Here is a 21,461-nt window from a genome sequence, read left to right as displayed (position 1 = left end):
CGGTGCCGAACACGTTCTGCACGGTGATCGTCTTGCCCGCGGTCGCGGTGCCGGTGAAGGTGAACGAGGTCTGCGCCGGGTAGCCGTCGGCCGGGTTGACCGGGTTGGTGACGGTCACGACCGGTGCCGGGGTGGCGTTGGGCTTGAAGTTGTAGACGGTGGCCTTGTGCTCGTTCGCGGTGCCCTTGTCCTGGATGAACTCGAGCATCCAGTTCGAGGTGCCCATGTTGGCGCGGGTCCACGACCAGGTGCCGTCGGCCTGCACGGGCACGTTCTGGCCCAGGACCGTGCCGAACACGTTCTGCACGGTGATCGTCTTGCCTGCGGTCGCGGTGCCGGTGAAGGTGAACGCGGTGCCGGGGGTGTACCCGTCGGCCGGGTTCGCCGGGTTGGTGACGGTCACGACCGGTGCCGGGGCGGCGTTGGGCTTGAAGTTGTAGACGGTGGCCTTGTGCTCGTTCGCGGTGCCCTTGTCCTGGACGAACTCGAGCATCCAGTTCGAGGTGCCCATGTTGGCGCGGGTCCACGACCAGGTGCCGTCGGCCGCCACGGGCACGTTCTGGCCCAGGACCGTGCCGAACACGTTCTGCACGGTGATGGTCTTGCCCGCGGTCGCGGTGCCGGTGAAGGTGAACGCGGTGCCGGGGGTGTACCCGTCGGCCGGGTCAGCCGGATTCGTCACCGTGACCACGGGCCCCTGCGCCACGGGGACGGTTGTCTCGGTGCGGGGGCTGTCCGAGGTGTGGCCCCCTGTCGGGGTGAAGGTGGTGACCACCTTGGCGTCTGCGGCCAGGTCGGCGGTCGCTCGGACGTCGTAGGTGGTGGTGTGGACGTGCTGGAACGCGTTGGTGACCGCCGGCTGGTCGGCGTCGCGGGTGACCGTGTAGACGACCGTCCGGGTGCCGTCGGGGGCGGTGGCACCGAAGTCGCAGGTGGCGGTGTAGCCGGTGTACACGTCGGAGCAGGTGTTGCCGCGGATCTCGAGGCCCTTGGGCAGGGTCGTGGTCCAGGACATGGACTCCCCGGGCACGATGTCGATGCCGTCCGGGCCGCGGGAGGGGCGCGAGGTGAAGCTCACGGTGCCGTCGGCGCCGGGGGCGAAGTGCGCGCCCGTCGTCGGCTTGGCCTCGAGCGCGTACGCGCCGAGGACGGTGCTCTTCGTCTCCGCGACGTTCGCGTCGAGAGGCACCGTGATGCTGTTCAGGCCTGTGCCGCTGGTGACGGAGCCGCCGACCTTCTCTCCGGCCTCGGCGGTGGCGGATGCACGCAGGCTGAGGGTGCGGGTCCCTGTCCATGTGCCGGACGGTGCCGTGGCGGTGGTGCCGTCGGCGGAGATGGTCCACTTCTCGGTGCCGCCCGTGATGCCGGTGAGGGTGGTGTCGGCGGGCGCGGTGACGGTCATCGGGCCCGTGTGGGTGTTGTCGAAGGCGACGGTGGAGGTGCCGGTCGTCCCCGGCCGCATGGTGGGCTTCGAGACGGCCCAGCCGCCGCGGACGACCTTGGCCGTGAGCGTGCTCGTGATGTCGGCAGAGCCGGACTTGACGACCTTCATGCTCCCGCCGGGGAGGTTCGAGCCCCACGGGATGCTGGCGTCGGTGCGGACGTCGGAGTCGACCTTGAGCGTGACGACGCGGTCCGCCGTCCAGTAGTCCGAGTCGACGCCGCACGTGGCCGTCTTGCCGTCGTCGGACACGTCGCACGAGCGGTAGTCCACGCCCACGATCGTCGTGTGCTCAGGAGCAGTGAAGACCAGCTTGCCGTAGACACGCTGCGGGAACGAGACGGTCGCACTAACGGTCTGGCCAGCCTTCGCTTCGGGCACCGAGACCGTAGGTGCGGTCGCGGGAAGGACGAGCTTCCAGGGGTTGCTCGTGCCGAGCCGGGCGAGGTCCGCGCTCGACGGCCGGGTGATGCCGTTGACTTTCTTGTTGCTCCAGGACTCGAGGGTGCCGTCTTGATTGATGCGGTACTGATTCTGGTTGCCGGTTGTGCAGCCTGTCTGCCCGATCCAATCGACGTAACCGCCGAGACAAGAAAGTGTCGTGAAGGGGCTGTACTGCATGGTGCCCCACTGGCCCACCGCAGGCGTCCTGAACGTCGTGGCCACGGCGTACGCGGCCTCGTAGGTGGTGAACTTCTCGAACGTAAACGAGCCTCGGAACGTCGCGAATTTGTTGTCGTCCGTCTTGAAGACGAGTTTCTGGGTGATGACACGGTTCTGGTCCGGCTGGGGCGCGGCGTGTGCAGCGCCTGCGCCGACGAGTGACGACGCGAGGGCCGCACCGATCGCCGCCGCGCTGAGAGCGCCGTTGATGATGTTTTTCATGGAGGAGTCGTGTCCTTCTGTGGCGTTGGCTTGGATCCGCCTGACGGCGTACCGGATGAGGTAGATAAATATTACATCTTAAACCGGAGTCTCGCAAGCGTGATGGCGAGCCCGACGGCAACGGCGTAAACTTGAGCTAACGAGACTCAAGTTCCGGGGAGACAATCATGGCCAACATGCAGGGCGCACCCGCCTCTGACGAGAAGCAGAAGACCGCGCTCGAGAAGTACGGCGTCGACCTCACGGCGATCGCCCGGAGCGGCAAGCTCGACCCCGTCATCGGGCGCGACGCCGAGATCCGTCGCATCAGCCAGGTGCTGACCCGCCGCACCAAGAACAACCCCGTGCTGATCGGCGAGCCCGGCGTCGGCAAGACCGCCGTCGTCGAGGGCCTCGCGCAGCGGATCGTCGCGGGCGACGTCGCCGACTCCCTCAAGGACAAGCGGCTGATCAGCCTCGATCTCGCGGCCCTCGTCGCCGGAGCCAAGTACCGCGGCGAGTTCGAGGAGCGCCTGAAGGACGTCCTCAAGGAGATCACGCGGAGCGACGGCCAGGTGATCACCTTCATCGACGAGCTGCACACCCTCATGGGCGCAGGCGGCGGTGAGGGCTCGGTCGCCGCCTCCAACATGCTCAAGCCGATGCTCGCCCGCGGCGAGCTGCGGCTGATCGGCGCCACGACGCTCGACGAGTACCGCCAGTACATCGAGAAGGACGCTGCCCTCGAGCGCCGGTTCCAGCAGGTCTACGTGGGGGAGCCGACCGTGGAGGACACGGTCGCGATCCTCCGGGGCCTCAAGGAGAGGTACGAGGCGCACCACGGCGTCACGATCACCGACGGCGCCCTCGTGGCGGCCGCCTCCTTGTCGAACCGGTACATCCCGAGCCGCCAGCTGCCCGACAAGGCGATCGACCTCGTCGACGAGGCGGGCTCCCGCCTCAAGATGGAGATCGACTCGTCGCCGGTCGAGCTCGACCAGCTCTACCGAGGGCTCGTCCGCCTGCAGATCGAAGAACTCGCGCTCAAGAAGGAGAAGGACGACGCCTCGGTCGCCCGCCTCGCGACCCTCCGCGAGCAGATCGCGGAGCAGCAGGCCGCGTTCGACGACCTGGACGCTCGGTGGCAGGCCGAGAAGGCGGCGCTGCAGGGTGTCGGGACGCTCCGCAGCGACCTGAACGAGGCGCGCATCGACGCCGACCGGGCTCTCCGCGAGGGCCGCTACGAGGACGCGGCGCGCATCAGCTACGAGCGCATCCCCGACATCGAGACGCGGCTCGCCGACGCCGAGTCGTTCGAGCAGAGCGACGAGCGCCTCGTCAGCGACAGCGTCACCGACTCCGACATCGCCGAGGTCGTGGCGGCCTGGACGGGCATCCCGGTGGGGCGCCTCCTCAGCGGCGAGACCGAGAAGCTGCTGCACCTCGAGAGCGAGCTCGGTCGGCGGCTCATCGGTCAGCGTCGCGCCGTGACGGCGGTGAGCGAGGCGGTGCGCCGCACGCGCGCGGGCATCAGCGACCCCGACCGGCCGACCGGCTCGTTCCTGTTCCTCGGGCCTACCGGCGTCGGGAAGACCGAGCTGGCGAAGGCCCTCGCCGACTTCCTCTTCGACGACGAGAAGGCCCTCGTCCGCATCGACATGAGCGAGTACGGGGAGAAGCACAGCGTCTCTCGCCTCGTGGGCGCGCCTCCCGGCTACGTCGGCTACGAGTCGGGCGGTCAGCTGACGGAGGCGGTGCGTCGGCGTCCCTACAGCGTCGTGCTCATGGACGAGGTCGAGAAGGCCCACCCTGAGGTCTTCGACGTGCTGCTGCAGGTGCTCGACGACGGCCGGCTCACCGACGGCCAGGGGCGGACGGTCGACTTCCGCAACACGATCCTGGTACTCACCTCGAACCTCGGCAGCCAGGTGATCACGGAGCCGGGGCTGACCGACGAGCAGAAGGAGGAGGCGGTCCAGGCCATGGTCCGCCAGGCCTTCAAGCCGGAGTTCGTCAACCGCCTCGACGACATCGTCGTCTTCTCGACGTTGACCGCCGACGACCTCGGCCAGATCGTGTCGCTCTACGTCGACCGCCTCGGCCGTCGGCTGGCCGACCGGCGACTGTCGCTCGCGGTCACGCCCGACGCACGAGCCTGGCTGGCCGAGCGCGGCTACGACCCCATCTACGGCGCGCGGCCGCTCCGCCGCCTCATGCAGCGGCAGATCGACGACAAGCTCGCCATGGGTCTGCTCGGCGGTGAGATCCGCGACGGCGAGACCGTCCGGGTCGACGTCGCGCCCGACGGCGACGCGTTGACCGTCGGCCGGTTCGACGTCGTGGACGCGGACCCGGCCGATCTCGACGACCTGCCTGACTGACCCCGGCCCTGTCGCTAGCCCGTGTCGCCCCGGGCACGTGACCACCCGGACCGGGGCGCCACGGCGAGCACGAGCGTGCCCAGCGCGAGCCCGTGCGAGAGCATCGCGGTGGGCAGCGACGTGTTCGACAGCGTGATGCTCGGCATGACCATGACCATGGCCGCGACTGCGAGCGGCAGGTCGCGAGCAGTCCGGTCGACGAAGCGGAGGAACGCCAGCAGAGCCACGCCCGTGCCGATCACCCCGACGTGGCCCAGGTTGGCGAAACCGTCGGCGAAGAGGTTGGCGTTCGCCGCCAGGGCTCCGCCGGGTTGGAGGTACTGGCCGACCTCGAGCGCGATGGAGCGGTCGTACGGGGAGTCGACCCACCACCGCAGGAACGACCGCCCCCACACCGCGGGCGGGTGCTCGCCGAAGAAGTTGACGTAGGCACTCGTGAGCACGCCGGGGGTGATCAAGAAACGGCGGGCGAACAACGAGGTCCACACGATGCCCCCCTGCAGCTCGTCGGCGACGGCCGCCACGACCATCAGGGCGACGGGCGCGACGACGTACGCGAGCCCTGCCGCGCGGGCCCGCCCGCCCGACACCTGCGTCGCGAAGGCGATCACGAGCACGGCGGGGAACGAGAAGAGGATCGTCTTGAAGCCGGTGCCCGAGTAGAGCACGAGCTGACCGATCACGCCGGCGGCGATGAGCGGCACGTTGCGGCTGGTGATGCCCCGAGCCATGATCGCCGTGTTCACGACGTTGGCCTGACCGCTGAGGAGGTAGCCGAGCAGGCCCGAGCCGCCCTGCACCTCTTCTTTGTAGACGGCCCGCACGTCGTACACGTCAGCGAGAGCGACGAAACGCAGCGACAAGCCGGTCGTCGCCGCCATCACGCCGTAGGTGAGCGCCGAGTGCAGCCCGCAGATCGCCCAGAATGCGGTGCCCGGTGCGAACCGTCGGTGCGGCTGCGCGGTCGGGCCGGCTGCGGACGAGCTCGAGGCGACGACGTGGCCGGTCGTCGCCGCGCGGGCGTCGAGCACGCGTGTCCCGACCGTCGCTGTCCCGAAGGCCAGGCCGATGGTGGCGCTCGCCACGGCGGCCTCGCGCTCGCCGAGGTACCCCGTGTAGGCGACCATGAGCATGGCGGGGGCCACCCCGACGACGAACAGCACCCAGAGGACGACGTGCGACACCCGCTGAGGCCGAGCCGGGAGGCTGACGGCGACGGCGCACACGAAGATGAGGGTCGCGATCGTCAGCTGAGGGGCCGCGGCTCGGTACGTGAAGCCGGCGTACGCGAACGGCACCGTGATGAGGTGGGCGTAGACCCAGTGCAACGACAGGGCGTAGAGCACCGTGCCGAGGGTGATGGTCACGACCTGGACCAGGAGACTCGCCCAGGAGGCGGTGGGCGGGGACACGGGGGAGCCTGACGACGACAGCCCGCCCGCGCTCGAGCCCACGACCTCGATCGTGGCTCGGGCGCGGCAGGGGGGAGTCGTGGCTGCCGCGTTCACGGGCGTGCCCTCGGCACCGCACGAGCGGGGGCCGCGCCGCTCGTCGCCGCATCGTCGAAGGCCGTCGCGAGCCGATCTGCGAGCACGTCGTAGTCGTAGTGGGCGAGCACGTGGCGCCGACCCTTCGCGCCGCGTTCGGCGCGTTCCGGCGGGCTCATCGCGGCGACCGCCGTGATGGCCGCGGCCAGTGCCTCGGCGTCGCCGCCGTCCACGCGCGACCCGGCGCCCGAATCGGTGACCGGGTCGTGCAGCACGGAGGCGCCCAGCACGATCGGCTTGGCCAGCAAGAGGTACTCGAAGAACTTGTTGAGCGACGTGCCGTGACGGTAGAGGTCGAGCGGCAGGAGATTGGCGATGAGGCAGTCGGCGCTCCGGCCGATGGCCCGGGCGCGCTGCTGGGACACGTGCCCCTCGAAGACGACGCGGTCGGCGTGGTGCCCGGAGGCGACCTGGCTCTCGAGGGCAGGGCGGTCGGGGCCCGTGCCGACCAGGCGGAGGACGAGGTGCTCGCCGCCGGGTCGGCTCGCGGCCGCGTGGAAGGCGTCGATCACCGGACCGAGAGCGTTCGCGCGGCCCATCGAGCCCAGGTAGGTGACCTCGAAGGACGACGCGGTGGACACTGCCGAGCGGTCGTCGGCAGGCGCGGCCTCGCCGTCCAGCCCGCCCTCGAGCTCGCGGGCGACGCCGTTGGGCACCCAGGTGAACGGCCTGTGCACGCCTCGCGCCTCCAGGTACCGCCCGACGCCCTCCAGGGGCGACACGACGTGGACCGCGCGGGTGGCACAGATCCGCTCGAGCAGCGAGAGCACGAGCGTGACGGGCGAACGGCGGCCGACGACGCCGAACTGCACGAGCGTCTCGGGCCACAGGTCGCGCGGCTCGTAGACGAACGGGACGCGGAGTCGGCGTGCCAGCACCGACGCCGCCCACGCCGCCGGAGGGTGGACGGAGCTGCCGACGACGAGATCGGGGCGGGGCAGGCCGCGGAGCGCCCCGGGCAGCAGGAGGAGGGCCGTGAAGGCGAGTACGTCGAGGGCCCGCGCCGCACCGTTGCCCGCGTAGGACACTCCCCGCAGCCAGAGGAACTCGTGTCGGGCACCGAGCCAGCGCTCGCGCAGTCGCCACGGGCCCAGGGTCTGGCGTCCGGTCGGGTGGTCGGTGCTGGCGGCGATGACGACGGCCCGCCACCCGCGGTCTGCCAGTCGGCGTGCGAACTGTTCGTGGCGACCGCTGCGTCCGTCGCGGTGCTGGCTCGTGGCGTAGTGGTTGACGAGCCAGACGACGCGGTCGCTCATCGTGCGGGCACCCCGCGGACGACGAGGTCGTCCGCGACGTCGCGGACGACGCACGCCGCGGCTGCCACCACGCACCGTTCGCCCACCCTGAGCTGCTGGAGGACGGTCGAGCCGGCGCCGACGAGGCTGTCACGCCCGACCGTGACCGCGCCCGAGACGACGGCGCCCGGATTGATGCTCACGTGGTCTCCGATGACCACGTCGTGGCCGGTGGCCGAGTTGGCGAGCAGGTGCACGTGCCGGCCGATGCGCACGTGGGTCGAGATCCGCGCGCCGGCGCAGACGATCGTCCCGACGTCGAGGGTCACGTCCGAGCCGAGGGTCGCGGCCGGGTGCACGAGGGCCGGGGCTGCGGGAGCCAGGGGCGCGAGGCGTGCCGCGATCGAGCGCCGGACGGAGGGCGCGCCGATGCCGACGACCCACGGAGTGGTCGAGCCGGAGGCGATCCACCCGTCGACGCCGCCGAGGAACGGAACGTCGAGACGAGCCAGGCGAACGAGGTCGTGCTCGGAGGGGCCGTCGTCGACGACGCCCACGACCCGACGGCCGGCCGCGCGTGCCACGTCGACGGCTTCGCGGCCCATGCCGCCTGCTCCGACGACGACCACCGCGCCGGTCACGCCGCCACCTCGGCACCGGTGCCGCGCTCGTCGGGCATCTGCTGCGACGGGTCGGCCGTGGTCGACGACGGGCTGGACGAGCCCGTGAAGGGGCGGCAGGTGACGTCGCCGGAGTCCGTGACTCCCGTGCGGCGCAGGACGCTGACGACGGTGCGGAGGGCGATGCGGAGATCGAGCAGCGGCCCTCGTCGGTCGACGTAGACGACGTCGAGTCGCAGGCGCTCGTCCCAGTCGAGTCCGTTGCGCCCGCTGACCTGGGCGAGACCGGTGAGGCCGGGTCGCACGTCGTGGCGCCGCGCCTGCTCGGCGTCGTAGAGCGGCAGGTAGTGCAGCAGCAGGGGGCGGGGGCCGACCAGGCTGAGCTGGCCCCGGAGCACTCCGATCAGGCTGGGCAGCTCGTCGAGGCTGGTCGATCGCAGCAGTCGGCCGAACGGCGTCAGGCGATCCGCGTCGGTGAGGAGCCCGGTCGCCGGGTCGACGTCGAGCATCGAGCGGAACTTGACGAGGGTGAACGGCTCGCCGTGCAGCCCCGGCCGGACCTGCCGGAACAGGACGGGGCGCCCGAGACGCGTCGCGACGGCGACGGTGACGACGAGCAGGACCGGGGAGAGGAGGACGAGAGCCGCGGAGGCGCAGACGACGTCGACGACGCGCTTGGTCGTCTCGTAGACGCGTCGCCCTCGGGCGCGTGCTTCAGGGGAGCTCGTTCGCTCCATTAGGTCCTCCTCGGGTCGTCGTGTGTGAAATGTTACGTTCCCATTCCGCGAAAAGGAAGGCCTGGAAGAAATATTTAGGTCTGGAATTTCGTGCAGACATGACGTATTCTAGCGGAGACCGACCGGAGGATCCATGGACCCGAGACCCGCCACCAGCCCGCCTGACGACGCCACCGCAGCGACCGCCGCCGCCGGACGTCGCTCGCCCGAAGACCCGCCCGTCGCGGCGTCGGCCGACGTCGACGCCAGGGCGGTCATCGGCCGCGGCACGCGCGTCTGGCACCTCGCCCAGATCCGCGAGGGGGCCCGCGTCGGCGACGACTGCATCATCGGCAGGGGTGCCTACGTCGGGGCGGGCGTCGTCGTCGGCGACCGGTGCAAGATCCAGAACGACGCCCTCGTCTACGAGCCGGCCGAGCTCGGCGACGGCGTCTTCGTCGGCCCCGCGGTCGTCCTGACGAACGACCGCACCCCGCGGGCGGTGACCCCTGACGGTGCCCTGAAGAGCGCGTCCGATTGGTCCCCCGTCGGGGTCCGGGTCGGCGACGGCGCCTCCCTCGGTGCGCGGGCGGTCTGCGTCGCGCCCGTGTCGATCGGTCGGTGGGCCATGGTGGCCGCCGGTGCGGTCGTCACCCGCGACGTCGCGGACCACTCCCTCGTCGCCGGTGTCCCGGCCCGCCACGTCGGCTGGGTCGGGCGTGCCGGTGCACCCCTCGCCGCCGACGGCGACTCATTCATCTGCCCGGTCACGGGCACCCGCTACCGCGTCGTGGACGGCGCCCTCCAGGAGGAACGACGATGACCCGAACGACCCCCACGCCCATCCCCGCGGCGAAGCCGCTCATCGGCGACGACGAACGGCGCGCCGTCGACGCCGTCATGGCGACCGGCATGCTCGCCCAGGGCCCCGAGGTCGCCGCGTTCGAGCGCGAGTTCTCGGCCGAGTTGCTCGACGGGCGACCCAGCGTCGCCGTGAACTCGGGCACGACGGCCCTGCACCTCGGCCTGCTGGCCGCAGGCATCGGCCCCGGCGACGAGGTGATCGTGCCGTCGTTCACCTTCGCCGCGACCGCGAACGCCGTCGCCCTGGTCGGCGCGACTCCGGTCTTCGCCGACATCGAGCCCCTGCACTTCAACCTCGACGTCGACTCGGTGCGCGGTGCCCTGACCCCCCGCACGCGCGCCGTCATGCCCGTGCACCTGTACGGGCACCCGGCCGACATGACGGCCCTCTCGCAGCTGGCCGACGAGAACGGCCTGCTCGTGCTCGAAGACGCCGCGCAGGCCCACGGCGCCACGTGGGGCGGCCAGCCGGTCGGCACCTTCGGCGTCGCCGGTGCCTTCAGCCTCTACCCCACGAAGAACATGACCTCGGGCGAGGGCGGCATGATCTCGGTGGCCGACCAGGGCATCGAGCGCCTGCTCCGCCTGCTGCGCAACCAGGGCATGGAGAAGCGGTACGCGAACGAGGTCGTCGGCTTCAACGTCCGCATGACCGACCTCCACGCCGCCATCGGACGGGTGCAGCTGCGCAAGCTCGCCGCCTGGACCGAGCGCCGCCGCTTCGCCGCCGCCCGACTGTCCGAGGGCATCGCGTCCGTCACCACGCCCACGGTGGCGACCGAGGCGACCCACGTCTTCCACCAGTACACCGTGCGGGTGGCCGACGACCGCGACGGCTTCGCTCGTGCCCTCGAGCTCGAGCACGGCATCGGCACGGGCGTCTACTACCCGACGCCCGTCCACCGCCTGCCGTCCTTCCGTGCCGACCTCCACTTGCCCGAGACAGAACGCGCCGCCCGAGAAGCGCTCTCGTTGCCGGTGCACCCGTCCGTCACCGACGGCGACCTCGACCGCATCGTCGAGGCCGTCGAGTCCGTCGCCGGAGCAGGCCGATGAGCGCGCGGCTCGTGCGCACGGGCTTGGTCGGCCTCGGCATGATGGGTCGCCACCACGCACGCGTCCTCCGTTCGGTCGACGGCGTCGAACTGGTCGGTGTGGCCGACTCGTGCGGCGACCCGCACGGTGCGGCCGGCGGCCTCCCCCTCGTTGACAGCGTCGAGCGCCTGCTGCGCCTCGGCATCGACGCGGCGGTCGTGGCAGTGCCGACGGCTTGGCACGAGGGCGTCGCGATGCAGCTCGCCGAGGCGGGGGTGCACGCCCTGATCGAGAAGCCCGTGGCGCACGACGTCGCCGCCGCCGAGCGCCTCGTCGACGCGTTCGAGAGCCGAGGACTCGTCGGCGCCGTGGGGCACATCGAGCGCTACAACCCGGCGCTGCAGTCCCTGCGAGAGCGTCTCGAGGCCGGCGAGGCCGGTGACGTCCACCAGATCGCGACGCGACGGCAGGGGCCGTTCCCCTCCCGCATCGCCGACGTGGGCGTCGTCAAGGACCTCGCCACGCACGACATCGACCTGACCGCCTGGCTGGCGCGCAGCCCGTTCCGCAGCGTCTACGGGCAGGCCGCCCACAAGAGCGGTCGGCTGCACGAAGACCTGGTCGCCTTCTCGGGCCAGCTCGAGGACGGCACCGTGACCAACCATCTGGTCAACTGGCTCTCACCCTTCAAGGAGCGCCTGACGATCGTCACCGGATCGCGAGGTTCCTTCGTCGCCGACACCCTCACGGCTGATCTCACGTTCTACGAGAACGGGACCATCGACACGTCCTGGGACGCGGTCTCCGCGTTCCGCGGAGTCGCCGAGGGCTCCATGACGCGCTTCGCGCTGACCAAGAGAGAGCCCCTCGTCGTCGAGCACGAGGCGTTCCGAGATGCCGTCCGCGGTGACGGGCCCTCGCGGATCGTGACCCTGAGCGAGGGCCTCGCCACGCTTCGGGTCGCCGAGGCGACCATCCGCTCTGCGTCGACGGGCCAGCCCGTCGACCCCCGCGCCTCCTTGATCTCGGCCTGACCCCGGCCGACCCCACCCAGACAGAGCAGGAACCCATGAACATCACCGTCATCGGACTCGGCAAGATCGGCCTTCCCCTCGCCGTCCAGTACGCCTCCTCCGGCCACACCGTCGTCGGCGTCGACGTGTCGCCCCGCGTCGTCGAGCAGGTCGCCACCGGCCTCGAGCCGTTCCCCGGCGAGCACGATCTCGCCCGCCGCCTCGCCGAGGTGGTCGCCTCCGGATCCCTCCGCGCCACGACCGACTACGCCGACGCCGTCCCCGGCAGCGACGTCGCCGTGGTCGTCGTGCCCCTCTTCGTCGACGACGAGGCACAGCCGGACTTCGGCTGGATGGACGCGGCGACGGAGTCGCTCGCGTCGGTGCTGACACCCGGCACGCTCGTCGCCTACGAGACCACGTTGCCCGTGGGCACGACTCGCTCACGGTGGGCACCTCGTCTCGAGGCGGGAAGCGGCCTGCGCGAGGGCGTCGACTTCCACGTGGCGTTCTCGCCCGAGCGCGTCCTGACGGGCCGCGTGTTCGCCGACCTGCGTCGCTATCCCAAGCTCGTGGGCGGGCTGTCGGCTGAGGGGGCCCGGCGTGCCGTCGAGTTCTACGAGTCGGTGCTGCAGTTCGACGAGCGTCCCGACCTGGTGCGGCCGAACGGCGTCTGGGACCTCGGATCCGCCGAGGCCGCTGAGATGGCCAAGCTGGCGGAGACGACCTACCGTGACGTCAACATCGGGCTCGCGAACGAGTTCGCGCGCTACGCCGAGACCGTGGGCGTCGACGTCGCCGGGGTGATCGAGGCGTGCAACTCGCAGCCCTTCAGCCACATCCACCAACCGGGCATCGCGGTCGGCGGCCACTGCATCCCGGTCTACCCGCGCCTCTACCTCTGGAACGACCCCGACGCCGAGACGGTCCGTGCAGCTCGCGCGCGCAACGCGGCCATGCCCGGGCACGCGGCCGACCTGCTGCGTCGGGTGCACGGACGCCTCGACGGCCAGACCGTCGTCGTGCTCGGTGCCGCCTACCGTGGAGGGGTGAAGGAGACCGCCTTCTCGGGCGTCTTCGACACCGTCGCGGCCGTGGCGGAGCTCGGCGCGCGGGTGATGGTCCACGACCCGCTCTACAGCGACGACGAGATCGCGTCGCTGGGCTTCGAGGCCTACCACCGTGGTGAGCCCGCCGACGCCGTCGTGGTGCAGGCCGACCACGCCGAGTACCAGGACTGGTACGACGGCGACGTCCCCGGAGTGCGATCGGTCGTCGACGGTCGTCGTGTGGTCGATGCGGCCGCCTGGCCGTCGGCCTTCGTCGCCACCATCGGTGACGGCACCGTGACAGCGAGGCTCGGTCAGGCCGTCGCCGCGTCGGCGTGACCGCCGCCGACCCGTCCCGGTCGCGGGTCGGCGTGGGGGGGCGGCTGCGCCACGCCGTCGCGCGCCCCACGGCGAGGGTGCTGGCCGGCAGCCTCGTCGGGCAGTTCCTGGTGCTCGCAGCCTCGCCTCTCATCACGCGTCTCTACGGTCCAGCCGATCTGGGGGCCCTCGCCGTCGTGACCGCCCTCTCCACCATCGTCGGCGCCGTCGCGCCTCTCGGCTGGGACCGCGCGATCGTGGTCCCTCGGGCGGAGGGCGCCGCACGAGCCGTCGTGCTGCTCGCCGTCGTGAGCGTCGTGGCCGTCAGCTCCGTCGCGGCGGTCGTCGCCTGGACCGGCCGGCATCTCTGGGCGAGCGTGACGGACACGTCGTTGCTCGTCGACGCCTGGTGGGTCTGCCCGGTGACCGTGCTGGTCGTCGCCCTCCAGAGGGTGGTGACGAGCAGCCTCGCCCGGAGCCGGCGGTACACCGCCCTGGGCTGGCGCAACGTGCTCCAGGGGGCGGGGCAGGTGACCTGCAACGTGGTGCTCGCGCCGCTCGGCGGGCCGACGGGCCTGGTCCTGGGCCTGGCCGCCGGGCGAGCCGCGGCGCTGGTCGGCACGGCGGGCCGAACTCGAGCGGCCCGCCGCCACGGCGACACGAGCCGGCCCCGCCGCCTGGCCTCCGGACGCCTCGTGAAGGCCGTGGCGTTCCGGTACCGGCGCTTCCCCCTCGTCAGCACGTGGTCCAGCCTGCTCAACGTCCTCGGCCAGCAAGCTCCCCTCCTCCTGCTCTCTGCCCTGCACGGCTCGCCGGCGATCGGGGCCCTGGCTCTCACGATGAGGGTGCTCGGCGCTCCGGTCGGGATGGTGGCGGACGCCGTCGGGCTGCAGATCGACGGGCAGACCGGCGCCGTCGTCAGGCGTCACGAGGCGACGGCAGGCGCCTCGGTGAGGCGCATCCTGCTTCCCCTGGGGGCACTCGCCGGGATCGGACTCGTGGTCTGCGTGATCGCCGCCCCTGTCGTCTTCCCGGCCGTGTTCGGCCGGGCCTGGTCGGGAGCGTCGACCATGACGATCGTGATGGCGCCCGCGTTCGCGGCGCAGGTGGTCGCGTCGCCTCTGTCGCGCCTCCTGCCGCTGCTCGAACGACAAGGGGCGCAGCTCGGGTGGGACGTCGGCCGCCTCGTGGTGACCTCGGGCGCGATCGTGGCCTCGGGTCTCACCGGGGCGGGTCTGACCACGTCGGTGATCGCCTGGTCGGCGGCCTCCGTCGTCAGCTACGGCGCGCTGCTGCTCCTCGTCCTGAGGGCCGTGCGGGACGCGGACGGGGCGACGGCCGACCGAGGGAGCCGCTGAGCGCGGGGAGCGAGACGCGGAGGGCCGGCGTGGACGTCTCCACTCGATGTCGGCTCGTCCTCGCCCGGTGTCCCGGTCGCGACGGAAGACCACAGGTCAGAGATTCTTCCCTTTTGATATTTACTGATATCTACATCGTGTGTAATATACGAAGTGCGTCGACCACAAGGAGCCTCATGACCACCCGCATCAACCTCTCGGCCCCCGATGTGGGCCAGCTCGAACGCGATGCCGTCGACGCCGCCCTGCGCTCAGGGTGGGTGGCTCCCCTGGGGCCCGAGGTCGATGCGTTCGAGCGCGACATCGCCGACCGCGTGGGCGTCGCCCACGGCGTGGCACTCTCGTCGGGGACAGCTGCGCTGCACCTGGGCCTCAGAGGGCTCGGCGTCTGCCCCGGCACGACGGTGGTCACGTCGACCTTCACGTTCGCGGCCACCGCCAACGCCGTCGTGCACGCGGGCGCTCGGCCCTTCTTCGTGGACTCCGATCCGCAGACCGGCAACATGTGCCCGGACCTGCTCGACGAGGCGATGAGCGGGCTCCACGCTGCGGGCCGTCGCGTCTCGGCCGTGCTGCCGGTCGACATCTACGGACAGGTCGCCGATCTCGAGCGCATCCAGGGCATCGCCGACCGGTACGAGGTCCCCGTGCTGTGCGACAGCGCCGAGTCGCTGGGGGCCTCGCTCGGCGGCCGGGCTGCGGGGTCGTTCGGCCGGGCCTCGGCCGTCTCGTTCAACGGCAACAAGATCATGACGACGTCGGGCGGTGGCATGCTGCTGACCGACGACCTCGAGCTGGCTGACGACGCCCGCCGGGTGGCGAGCCAGGCCAAGCTCCCCTTCGCCCACTACGAGCACGCCGAGATCGGGTACAACTACCGCCTCAGCAACGTGCTCGCGGCCCTCGGCCGTGCACAGCTCACTCGCCTGGACGAGATGATCGCCCGCCGCCGCGCCGTTCGCGACGAGTACCGCGCACTCGTCCGCGGCGTCGAGGGCGTGCGTGTCCTCCACGACGGCATCGACGCTGACGACAACGCGTGGCTCACGTCGATCGTCTTCGACGACGCTGAGAAGGCGGCCCCGGTCGGGCGAGCGCTCGCGGCGGCCGACATCGAGACGCGTCGCCTCTGGAAGCCCATGCACCTCCAGCCGGTCTTCTCCGACGCAGGCCGACTCGCCACGGGCGCCGGTGAACGTCTCTTCGACCACGGGCTCACCCTCCCCAGCGGGTCCGCGTTGTCCGACGGCGAGATCGAACGCGTGCTCACCGTCCTCCGTCCGGCGCTCACGAGCGCCTGACGCTCTCCCGTCCCGCCCCAACCTCCCCGCTCCCTTCCTCCCCGGCGCCCTCACCCAGCGCACACCTCGAAAGGTCGCCATGTCCTCCACCTCTCGTCCTCGCCTGATCGTGCTCGGTCAGGGCTACGTGGGCCTTCCCCTCGCCATGCGTGCCGTCGAGGCCGGCTTCGCCGTGACCGGCGTCGACACCGACCTCGGTCGCGTCGACGCCCTGTCGTCCGGCATCTCGTTCGTCGAGGACGTCGCTGACAGCCAGGTCGCCGACGCCCTCGCCACCGGCCGGTACGCCCCGTGCTCGACGCTCGACGGGATCGACGGGTTCGACTACGCCATCATCAGCGTCCCGACGCCGCTGCGCGAGACCCTGCCCGACCTCAGCTACATCGAGTCGGCGGCACGCACTCTCGGTGCCGTGCTGCGTCCAGGCGCGACCGTGGTCCTCGAGTCGACGACCTCGCCCGGCACCACCGTCGAGGTGCTGGTGCCCATCCTCGAGACCGTCAGCGGCCTGTCCGCCGGCTGCGACTTCCACGTCGGCTTCTCGCCTGAGCGCATCGACCCGGGCAATCCCGACTGGACGTTCCGGACGACGCCGAAGATCGTCTCGGGGATCGACGACGCCTCGCTCGCCGAGGTGACGAAGCTCTACGACGCCCTCGTCGACGTCACGGTGCCCGTCGCCGGCACCCGCGAGGCCGAGCTCGCGAAGCTGATCGAGAACACCTTCCGACACGTGAACATCGCGCTGGTGAACGAGCTGGCCCTCGCCGCCCACGACCTCGGCATCAACATCTGGCAGGCCCTCGAGGCCGCCGGCACGAAGCCGTTCGGCTTCATGAAGTTCCTGCCCGGTCCGGGGGTCGGCGGTCACTGCCTCCCCGTCGATCCGAGCTACCTCTCGTGGGAGGTGCGGCGCAAGCTGGGGCGCTCCCTGCGGTTCGTCGACCTGGCGAACGAGGTCAACGAGGGCATGCCCGAGTACGTCGTCCGACGCCTCGAGGCCCTCCTCAACGACGAGTCGAAGGCCGTCCGCGGGGCACGGGTGCTGCTCGTGGGCCTCGCCTACAAGGCCGACAGCGGCGACGTCCGCGAGGCACCCGCCGTCCGCGTCGCCCGCATCCTCGCGGCTCGCGGGGCCGTCGTCACCGCGGTCGACCCGCACGTCTCCGACCGCGACTGGCCGGCCGGCGTGGCCCGCGCCGAGCTCGACGACGCGACGGCGGCCGAGGCCGACGTGGCCGTCGTCCTGACGATGCACAGCGACGTCGACCTGTCGGCCCTGTGCGGCCGCCTCGTGCTCGACACCCGCAACGTCGTCGACGAGGGCTCGCGCGTGGTGCTGTGAGCACCGCACCTCGCCGCCCGCGTTCGGCATCCCCCGTCTCTTCCCCTTCCTCCCGACCAGAAAGCACGAACGTGAACGATCTCTCCTCCTACGCCGGCCGCCGCATCCTCGTCACCGGGGCCGCCGGGTTCATCGGTTCCGCGCTCGTTCCGCGCCTCCTGCAGGCTGGCGCGACGGTCGTCGGGATCGACATCCGGCAGGGCTACGAGGGCCCCGGCTACGAGCATCGGCTCGGCGACGCCGCGAACCTGACCGCCGCCGAGCTCGCCGAGGTCCGGCCCGACATGGTCGTCCACCTGGCCTCGGTCGTCGGCGTCGTGGCCGCCGCCAGCGACCCGGCGGCGACGCGCCGGGCGATCCTCGGCATGACGACCCAGTTCGTCGACCTGGTCGAGAGCTTGTCGGGCGTGCGGTTCGTCTACGTGTCGTCCTCCGAGGTCTACGGTCAGTCGACCGCCTTCCCCCTCGTCGAGAAGTCGCCGCTCGCTCCGCTCTCCGCCTACGGGCAGGCCAAGCGAGACGCCGAGGAACTCGTGTCGGCCAGGACGGCGGCGGGCCGGCTCGACGGGATCGTCGTGCGGCCCTTCAACGTCTACGGGCCTGGGCAGCGCACCGACTTCGTCGTCACGAGGTTCGTCGAGCAGGCCCTCTCCGGAGACGACCTCACGGTCGTCGACTCGGGCGACCAGCTGCGCACCTTCACCTACGTCGACGACTTCGTCGAGGGTCTCCTGCGTGCCGCGGCACACGACGGCGACGAGCGGCTGTTCAACATCTCGGGTCACGAGACCTGGACCATCGGGGCTCTCGCGAGCGCGGTCGTCGACCTCGCCGGGTCGGCGAGCTCGATCGTCTCGACCGAGCCGGCCGACCTCGGCCGGCCGCGTGAGATCGAGGTCGAGAACCGGGTCGCCAGCTGCGGCCGTGCGCGTCGTGTGCTCGGCTACCAGCCCCGCGTCGGCGTGTTGCAGGGGATCGGTCACTGCATCGATGCCGCCGCCGAGGCCTCCGTCCGCTCCTGAGGGCTCGGACGCGATGTCGACACGGCCGGTCGGTGCTCACGGCACACTGGACGACATGAGCACCTGGGTGAAGATCTGCGGCCTGTCCACGGCCGAGACGGTCGACGCGGCCGTGGCGGCGGGCGCCGATGCGGTCGGGTTCGTGTTCGCGCCCGGCAGTCCGCGCACCGTCGACGCCGCGACGGCACGCGCGCTGGTCGCCCGGGTGCCCGAGGGCGTCGAGACGGTCGGCGTGTTCCGGGGGCAGGGCGTCGAGGCGGTGCTCGAGCTGGCGCGCTCCTCCGGCGTCTCGACCGTCCAGCTGCACGGAGACGAGACCCCCGCCGACGTCGTGCTCGTCCGGGCTGCGGGGTTCCGGGTGATCCGCGCCGTCAGCGCGTCGCGCTACGCCGTCGAGACCGAGGAGGAGCGGGCTGCGTTCCACGAGGACGCCCTGCTCCTCGACGCGGTCGACCCCGGTGCCGGGGCCGTGTTCGACGCGGCGCCGCTGCTCGCCGCGCCGCCGTCGCGCCCGTGGCTGCTCGCGGGCGGGCTGACGCCCGACAACGTGGCCGAGCTGCTCGGGACGTCGCGGCCTGCCGGTGCTGTCGGGGTCGACGTCAGCTCGGGCGTCGAGTCGTCGCGCGGCGTCAAGGACCGACGGCTGATCGCCGACTTCGTCGCGGCGGCCCGCACTCCCTGACGTCCGGGCGCCGCAGCTCAGCCGAGCAGGGCCCGCAGATCGGCGACGAGACTGTCGACGTGCTCCGCCGTGGTGTCGAAGGAGCACATCAGCCGCACCTCGCCGGTCGTCCTGTCCCAGTCGTAGAAGTGGTGCACGGCACGGAGCGGCTCGACGACCTCGACCGGCAGGACGACGAACACCGCGTTGGCCTCGACCTGCTGCGTGATCGTGACGCCCGGCAGCTCCGCCAGTGCCGCGGCGAGGCGCGTAGCCATCTCGTTGGCCCTGGTCGCCGACCGCAGCCACAGGTCGTCCTCGAACATCGCGAGGAACTGCGCCGACGTGAAGCGCATCTTCGAGGCCAGCTGCGCGTCCATCTTGCGCAGGAACACCAGGCCGGCCCGCGCCTCCTCGCTGAACGTCACGACCGATTCGCCCAGCACGAGTCCGTTCTTCGTGCCGCCGAGCGAGAGCGAGTCGATGCCCGCGTCCCGCGTGAGGGCCCGCAGCGGCACCCCGAGCGAGGCGGCCGCGTTGGCCAGGCGGGCGCCGTCGAGGTGCACGGTCATCCCGTGCGCGTGTGAGCGGTCGGTGATCGCGCGGAGCTCGTCGGGCGTGTAGACGGTGCCGAGCTCGGTGCTCTGCGTGATGGTCACCGCGAGCGGCTGGGGGCGTTGCTGATCGCCCCAGCCGTAGGCCTGGCGGTCGATCAGCTCTGGCGTCAGCTTGCCGTCGGGCGTCGGGACGGTGAGCAGCTTGATGCCGCCGAGGCGCTCGGGGGCGCCGCCCTCGTCGGTGTAGACGTGCGCGGTGGTCGCGCAGACGACGGCACCCCAGCGGGGGACGAGCGCCTGCAGGGCCGCCACGTTGGCCCCGGTGCCGGTGAGGACCGGGTCGAGGGAGGCGCCCTCGCCGAAGACCTCGGCGACCACCTCGCCGAGACGGCGCGTGTAGGGGTCGGCGCCGTACGAGGCGACGTGGCCGCCGTTCGCGTCCGTCATCGCCTGCAGCACCTCTGGGTGGGCGCCGGCGTAGTTGTCGGAGGCGAACGTGTGGGCGGAGGGGTCGTGGAGGCGCGTCACGACTCCATCTTGCCGTGCATCCGCGGGCCCCTGTCCGACCCGGATCGTGCGGTTGTCGCAAGAAGTACTTGTGATATTGATGTTGTAGACGTAGTGTAACAGTGAGCACAGTCGCCAAGCCACGGCAGCGCTCCGAGCCTGCCTCACCCGAGAGGTCCGCCATGTTCTTCCTGCACGCCCCCAAGCTGGTCCTCACCGGCTCGTCGTCGACGCTCCGCGCGACGGGCGATCGTGCGGCCGCCCTCGGCGCCGAGGTGGTCGTCGTCGTCGAGCCGCGAGCAGCCGGCGACGGCGGCACCGCAGCAGCCGACGCCGTGACGGCGGCCTGCGTGGCCGAGCTCGACGGGTTCGACGTCGCCCTCGTGACCGTCTGCGACGCGGCCTCGGCCGACGTGGATCTGCGCGACGCCGCGGCCCGGCTCGCCCCTGCCCTGCGGCACGGCGCCCTCGTCCTCGTCCAGAGCGTCGCGTGCATCGAGCTGGAGGGGCGCCGCCTGGCGGCCGACCTCGCCGAGCGGTCGGGCCTCGAGGTCGGCCGCCACTTCGACGTCGTCGGCCTCGAGGGCGACGACGTGACGTGGTCCACGGGCGAAGAGGGCGCAGAGACCGCGCGCCATCTCATGTCCCGTCTCGGCTGACGCGTCGCCCGCCGTCGGCCGCCTGCACCAGGATGGGTTCATGGGCGGAGTACTGATCGGGTTCGGGATCATCGGGGTGATCATCGCCGCCGGCTGGCTGGTGGGGCGCATCGACCTGCTCGGCCCGACCGGTCACCAGGTCCTGTCCCGGCTCGTCTTCTTCGTGCTGACGCCCTGCCTGCTCTTCTCCACCATCTCGCGTGCCGACGTGCACGTGCTCTTCTCGGACCTCCTCGTGGTCTCGGCCCTCGCCTCCCTCGCCGCCGCCGTGGTCTCGGTGGTGCTGCTGCGGTTCGTGCTCCGTCGGTCGGCTGCGGAGACGACGATGGGCACGATGGGCGGCGCCTACGTCAACGCGAACAACATCGGGCTGCCGGTCGCGACCTACGTGCTCGGCAGCGCCACCTTCGTCGCCCCGGTGCTGCTCTACCAGCTGCTCGTGCTCACCCCGATCGTGCTCTCCGTGATGGACACCGTGACGAACCGCGGCAGCAGCCTCGGGCGCGCGATCGTGCGCCCGCTGCTCAACCCCCTGCTGATCGGCTCGGCGCTCGGGGTGCTCGTCGCCGTGCTCGAGATCGAGGTGCCCGACCCGGTGATGCAGCCGCTGCTGCTCGTCGGCGGCGCCGCCGTGCCGGTCGTGCTGATCTCGTTCGGCATGTCGCTCTCGGGCTCGAAGCCGCTGCAGTCGCGCGAGGGCCGGGCCGACATCGCGATCGCGACCGCGCTCAAGCTCGTCGTCATGCCGGTCGTCGCCTGGTTGCTCGGCGCCTTCGTCTTCGACCTCGGGCACGACCAGCTGTTCGTCGCGGTCGTCCTGGCAGGCCTGCCGAGCGCCCAGAACGTCTTCAACTACGCGCAGCGCTACCAGACCGGGGTCGCCGTCGCCCGCGACACCGTGCTCGTGACGACGATCGGGTCGGTGCCCCTGCTGGTGCTGGTGGCGGCGCTGCTCAGGTAGGAGGCTC

Annotated in this window: 18 protein-coding genes; 12 read left to right on the top strand and 6 right to left on the bottom strand. The window is 71.5% G+C overall.

Features of this window, described 5'->3' with window-relative positions; all coding sequences use genetic code 11:
* Positions 1–2,326, bottom strand: a 2,326-nt coding sequence (locus ES689_RS15295; RefSeq protein ID WP_223269646.1) for a hypothetical protein, incomplete at its 3' end; no start/stop codon positions are given.
* Between the two features lie 167 nt (positions 2,327–2,493).
* Here ES689_RS15295 and ES689_RS15290 point away from each other — a divergent pair.
* Entirely contained in the window at positions 2,494–4,686 is a 2,193-nt protein-coding gene (locus tag ES689_RS15290; protein ID WP_146906416.1) for an ATP-dependent Clp protease ATP-binding subunit, read from the top strand.
* Between the two features lie 14 nt (positions 4,687–4,700).
* Here ES689_RS15290 and ES689_RS15285 read toward each other — a convergent pair whose 3' ends face one another.
* The 4 genes from ES689_RS15285 to ES689_RS15270 form a co-directional block, all read right to left on the bottom strand.
* Complete coding sequence (locus tag ES689_RS15285; RefSeq protein WP_146906414.1) at positions 4,701–6,098, bottom strand: hypothetical protein; 1,398 nt, start codon at positions 6,096–6,098, stop codon at positions 4,701–4,703.
* A gap of 92 nt (positions 6,099–6,190) precedes the next feature.
* Complete coding sequence (locus ES689_RS15280; protein ID WP_146906412.1) at positions 6,191–7,489, bottom strand: glycosyltransferase family 4 protein; 1,299 nt, start codon at positions 7,487–7,489, stop codon at positions 6,191–6,193.
* A complete protein-coding gene (locus tag ES689_RS15275; protein WP_146906410.1) occupies positions 7,486–8,109 on the bottom strand; it encodes a NeuD/PglB/VioB family sugar acetyltransferase in 624 nt (207 codons plus the stop codon). Before ES689_RS15275 ends, ES689_RS15280 begins: the two co-directional genes overlap by 4 nt.
* A complete protein-coding gene (locus tag ES689_RS15270; RefSeq protein ID WP_146906407.1) occupies positions 8,106–8,825 on the bottom strand; it encodes a sugar transferase in 720 nt (239 codons plus the stop codon). Before ES689_RS15270 ends, ES689_RS15275 begins: the two co-directional genes overlap by 4 nt.
* Before the next feature lie 133 nt (positions 8,826–8,958).
* Between ES689_RS15270 and ES689_RS15265 the strand changes: the two genes are divergently transcribed.
* The 9 genes from ES689_RS15265 to ES689_RS15225 all read left to right on the top strand — a co-directional run bounded on the left by ES689_RS15265 (position 8,959) and on the right by ES689_RS15225 (position 18,791).
* Positions 8,959–9,627: an acyltransferase gene (locus tag ES689_RS15265; RefSeq protein ID WP_146906405.1), complete on the top strand. Its 669-nt coding sequence runs from the start codon at positions 8,959–8,961 to the stop codon at positions 9,625–9,627.
* Positions 9,624–10,724, top strand: a complete 1,101-nt coding sequence (locus ES689_RS15260; RefSeq protein WP_146906403.1) for a DegT/DnrJ/EryC1/StrS aminotransferase family protein — start codon at positions 9,624–9,626, stop codon at positions 10,722–10,724. Before ES689_RS15265 ends, ES689_RS15260 begins: the two co-directional genes overlap by 4 nt.
* Positions 10,721–11,737 (top strand): Gfo/Idh/MocA family protein, encoded by a 1,017-nt coding sequence (locus tag ES689_RS15255; RefSeq protein WP_146906401.1) that lies wholly within the window; start codon positions 10,721–10,723, stop codon positions 11,735–11,737. Before ES689_RS15260 ends, ES689_RS15255 begins: the two co-directional genes overlap by 4 nt.
* 35 nt (positions 11,738–11,772) lie before the next feature.
* A complete protein-coding gene (locus ES689_RS15250; RefSeq protein WP_146906398.1) occupies positions 11,773–13,104 on the top strand; it encodes a nucleotide sugar dehydrogenase in 1,332 nt (443 codons plus the stop codon).
* Entirely contained in the window at positions 13,101–14,441 is a 1,341-nt protein-coding gene (locus ES689_RS15245) for a lipopolysaccharide biosynthesis protein (RefSeq protein WP_146906396.1), read from the top strand. The genes ES689_RS15250 and ES689_RS15245 overlap by 4 nt, the downstream gene beginning before the upstream one ends.
* A gap of 176 nt (positions 14,442–14,617) precedes the next feature.
* Positions 14,618–15,742 (top strand): DegT/DnrJ/EryC1/StrS aminotransferase family protein, encoded by a 1,125-nt coding sequence (locus ES689_RS15240; protein ID WP_146906393.1) that lies wholly within the window; start codon positions 14,618–14,620, stop codon positions 15,740–15,742.
* Positions 15,743–15,821: 79 nt separating this feature from the next.
* Positions 15,822–17,087: a nucleotide sugar dehydrogenase gene (locus ES689_RS15235; protein ID WP_146906391.1), complete on the top strand. Its 1,266-nt coding sequence runs from the start codon at positions 15,822–15,824 to the stop codon at positions 17,085–17,087.
* 71 nt (positions 17,088–17,158) lie between these two features.
* Positions 17,159–18,109: an NAD(P)-dependent oxidoreductase gene (locus ES689_RS15230; RefSeq protein WP_191330515.1), complete on the top strand. Its 951-nt coding sequence runs from the start codon at positions 17,159–17,161 to the stop codon at positions 18,107–18,109.
* A 55-nt stretch (positions 18,110–18,164) separates the two neighbouring features.
* Positions 18,165–18,791: a phosphoribosylanthranilate isomerase gene (locus tag ES689_RS15225; RefSeq protein ID WP_146906386.1), complete on the top strand. Its 627-nt coding sequence runs from the start codon at positions 18,165–18,167 to the stop codon at positions 18,789–18,791.
* A gap of 17 nt (positions 18,792–18,808) precedes the next feature.
* On the opposite strand, the gene ES689_RS15220 is transcribed toward ES689_RS15225, so the two are convergent.
* Positions 18,809–19,855, bottom strand: coding sequence for a low specificity L-threonine aldolase (locus tag ES689_RS15220; protein WP_146906384.1), 1,047 nt, complete (start codon positions 19,853–19,855; stop codon positions 18,809–18,811).
* Between the two features lie 161 nt (positions 19,856–20,016).
* Here ES689_RS15220 and ES689_RS15215 point away from each other — a divergent pair, with 161 nt between their 5' ends.
* A complete protein-coding gene (locus ES689_RS15215; protein ID WP_146906382.1) occupies positions 20,017–20,493 on the top strand; it encodes a hypothetical protein in 477 nt (158 codons plus the stop codon).
* Between the two features lie 40 nt (positions 20,494–20,533).
* On the top strand, positions 20,534–21,454 hold the full coding sequence (locus ES689_RS15210) for an AEC family transporter (protein WP_146906379.1): 921 nt from the start codon (positions 20,534–20,536) through the stop codon (positions 21,452–21,454).
* Positions 21,455–21,461 lie beyond the last annotated feature (7 nt).

This window comes from Frigoribacterium sp. ACAM 257, assembly GCF_007954365.1.
Classification (GTDB): domain Bacteria; phylum Actinomycetota; class Actinomycetes; order Actinomycetales; family Microbacteriaceae; genus Frigoribacterium.
The sequence above is the reverse complement of the archived record's forward strand: the minus strand, read 5'-3'. Positions and strand labels throughout refer to the sequence as shown.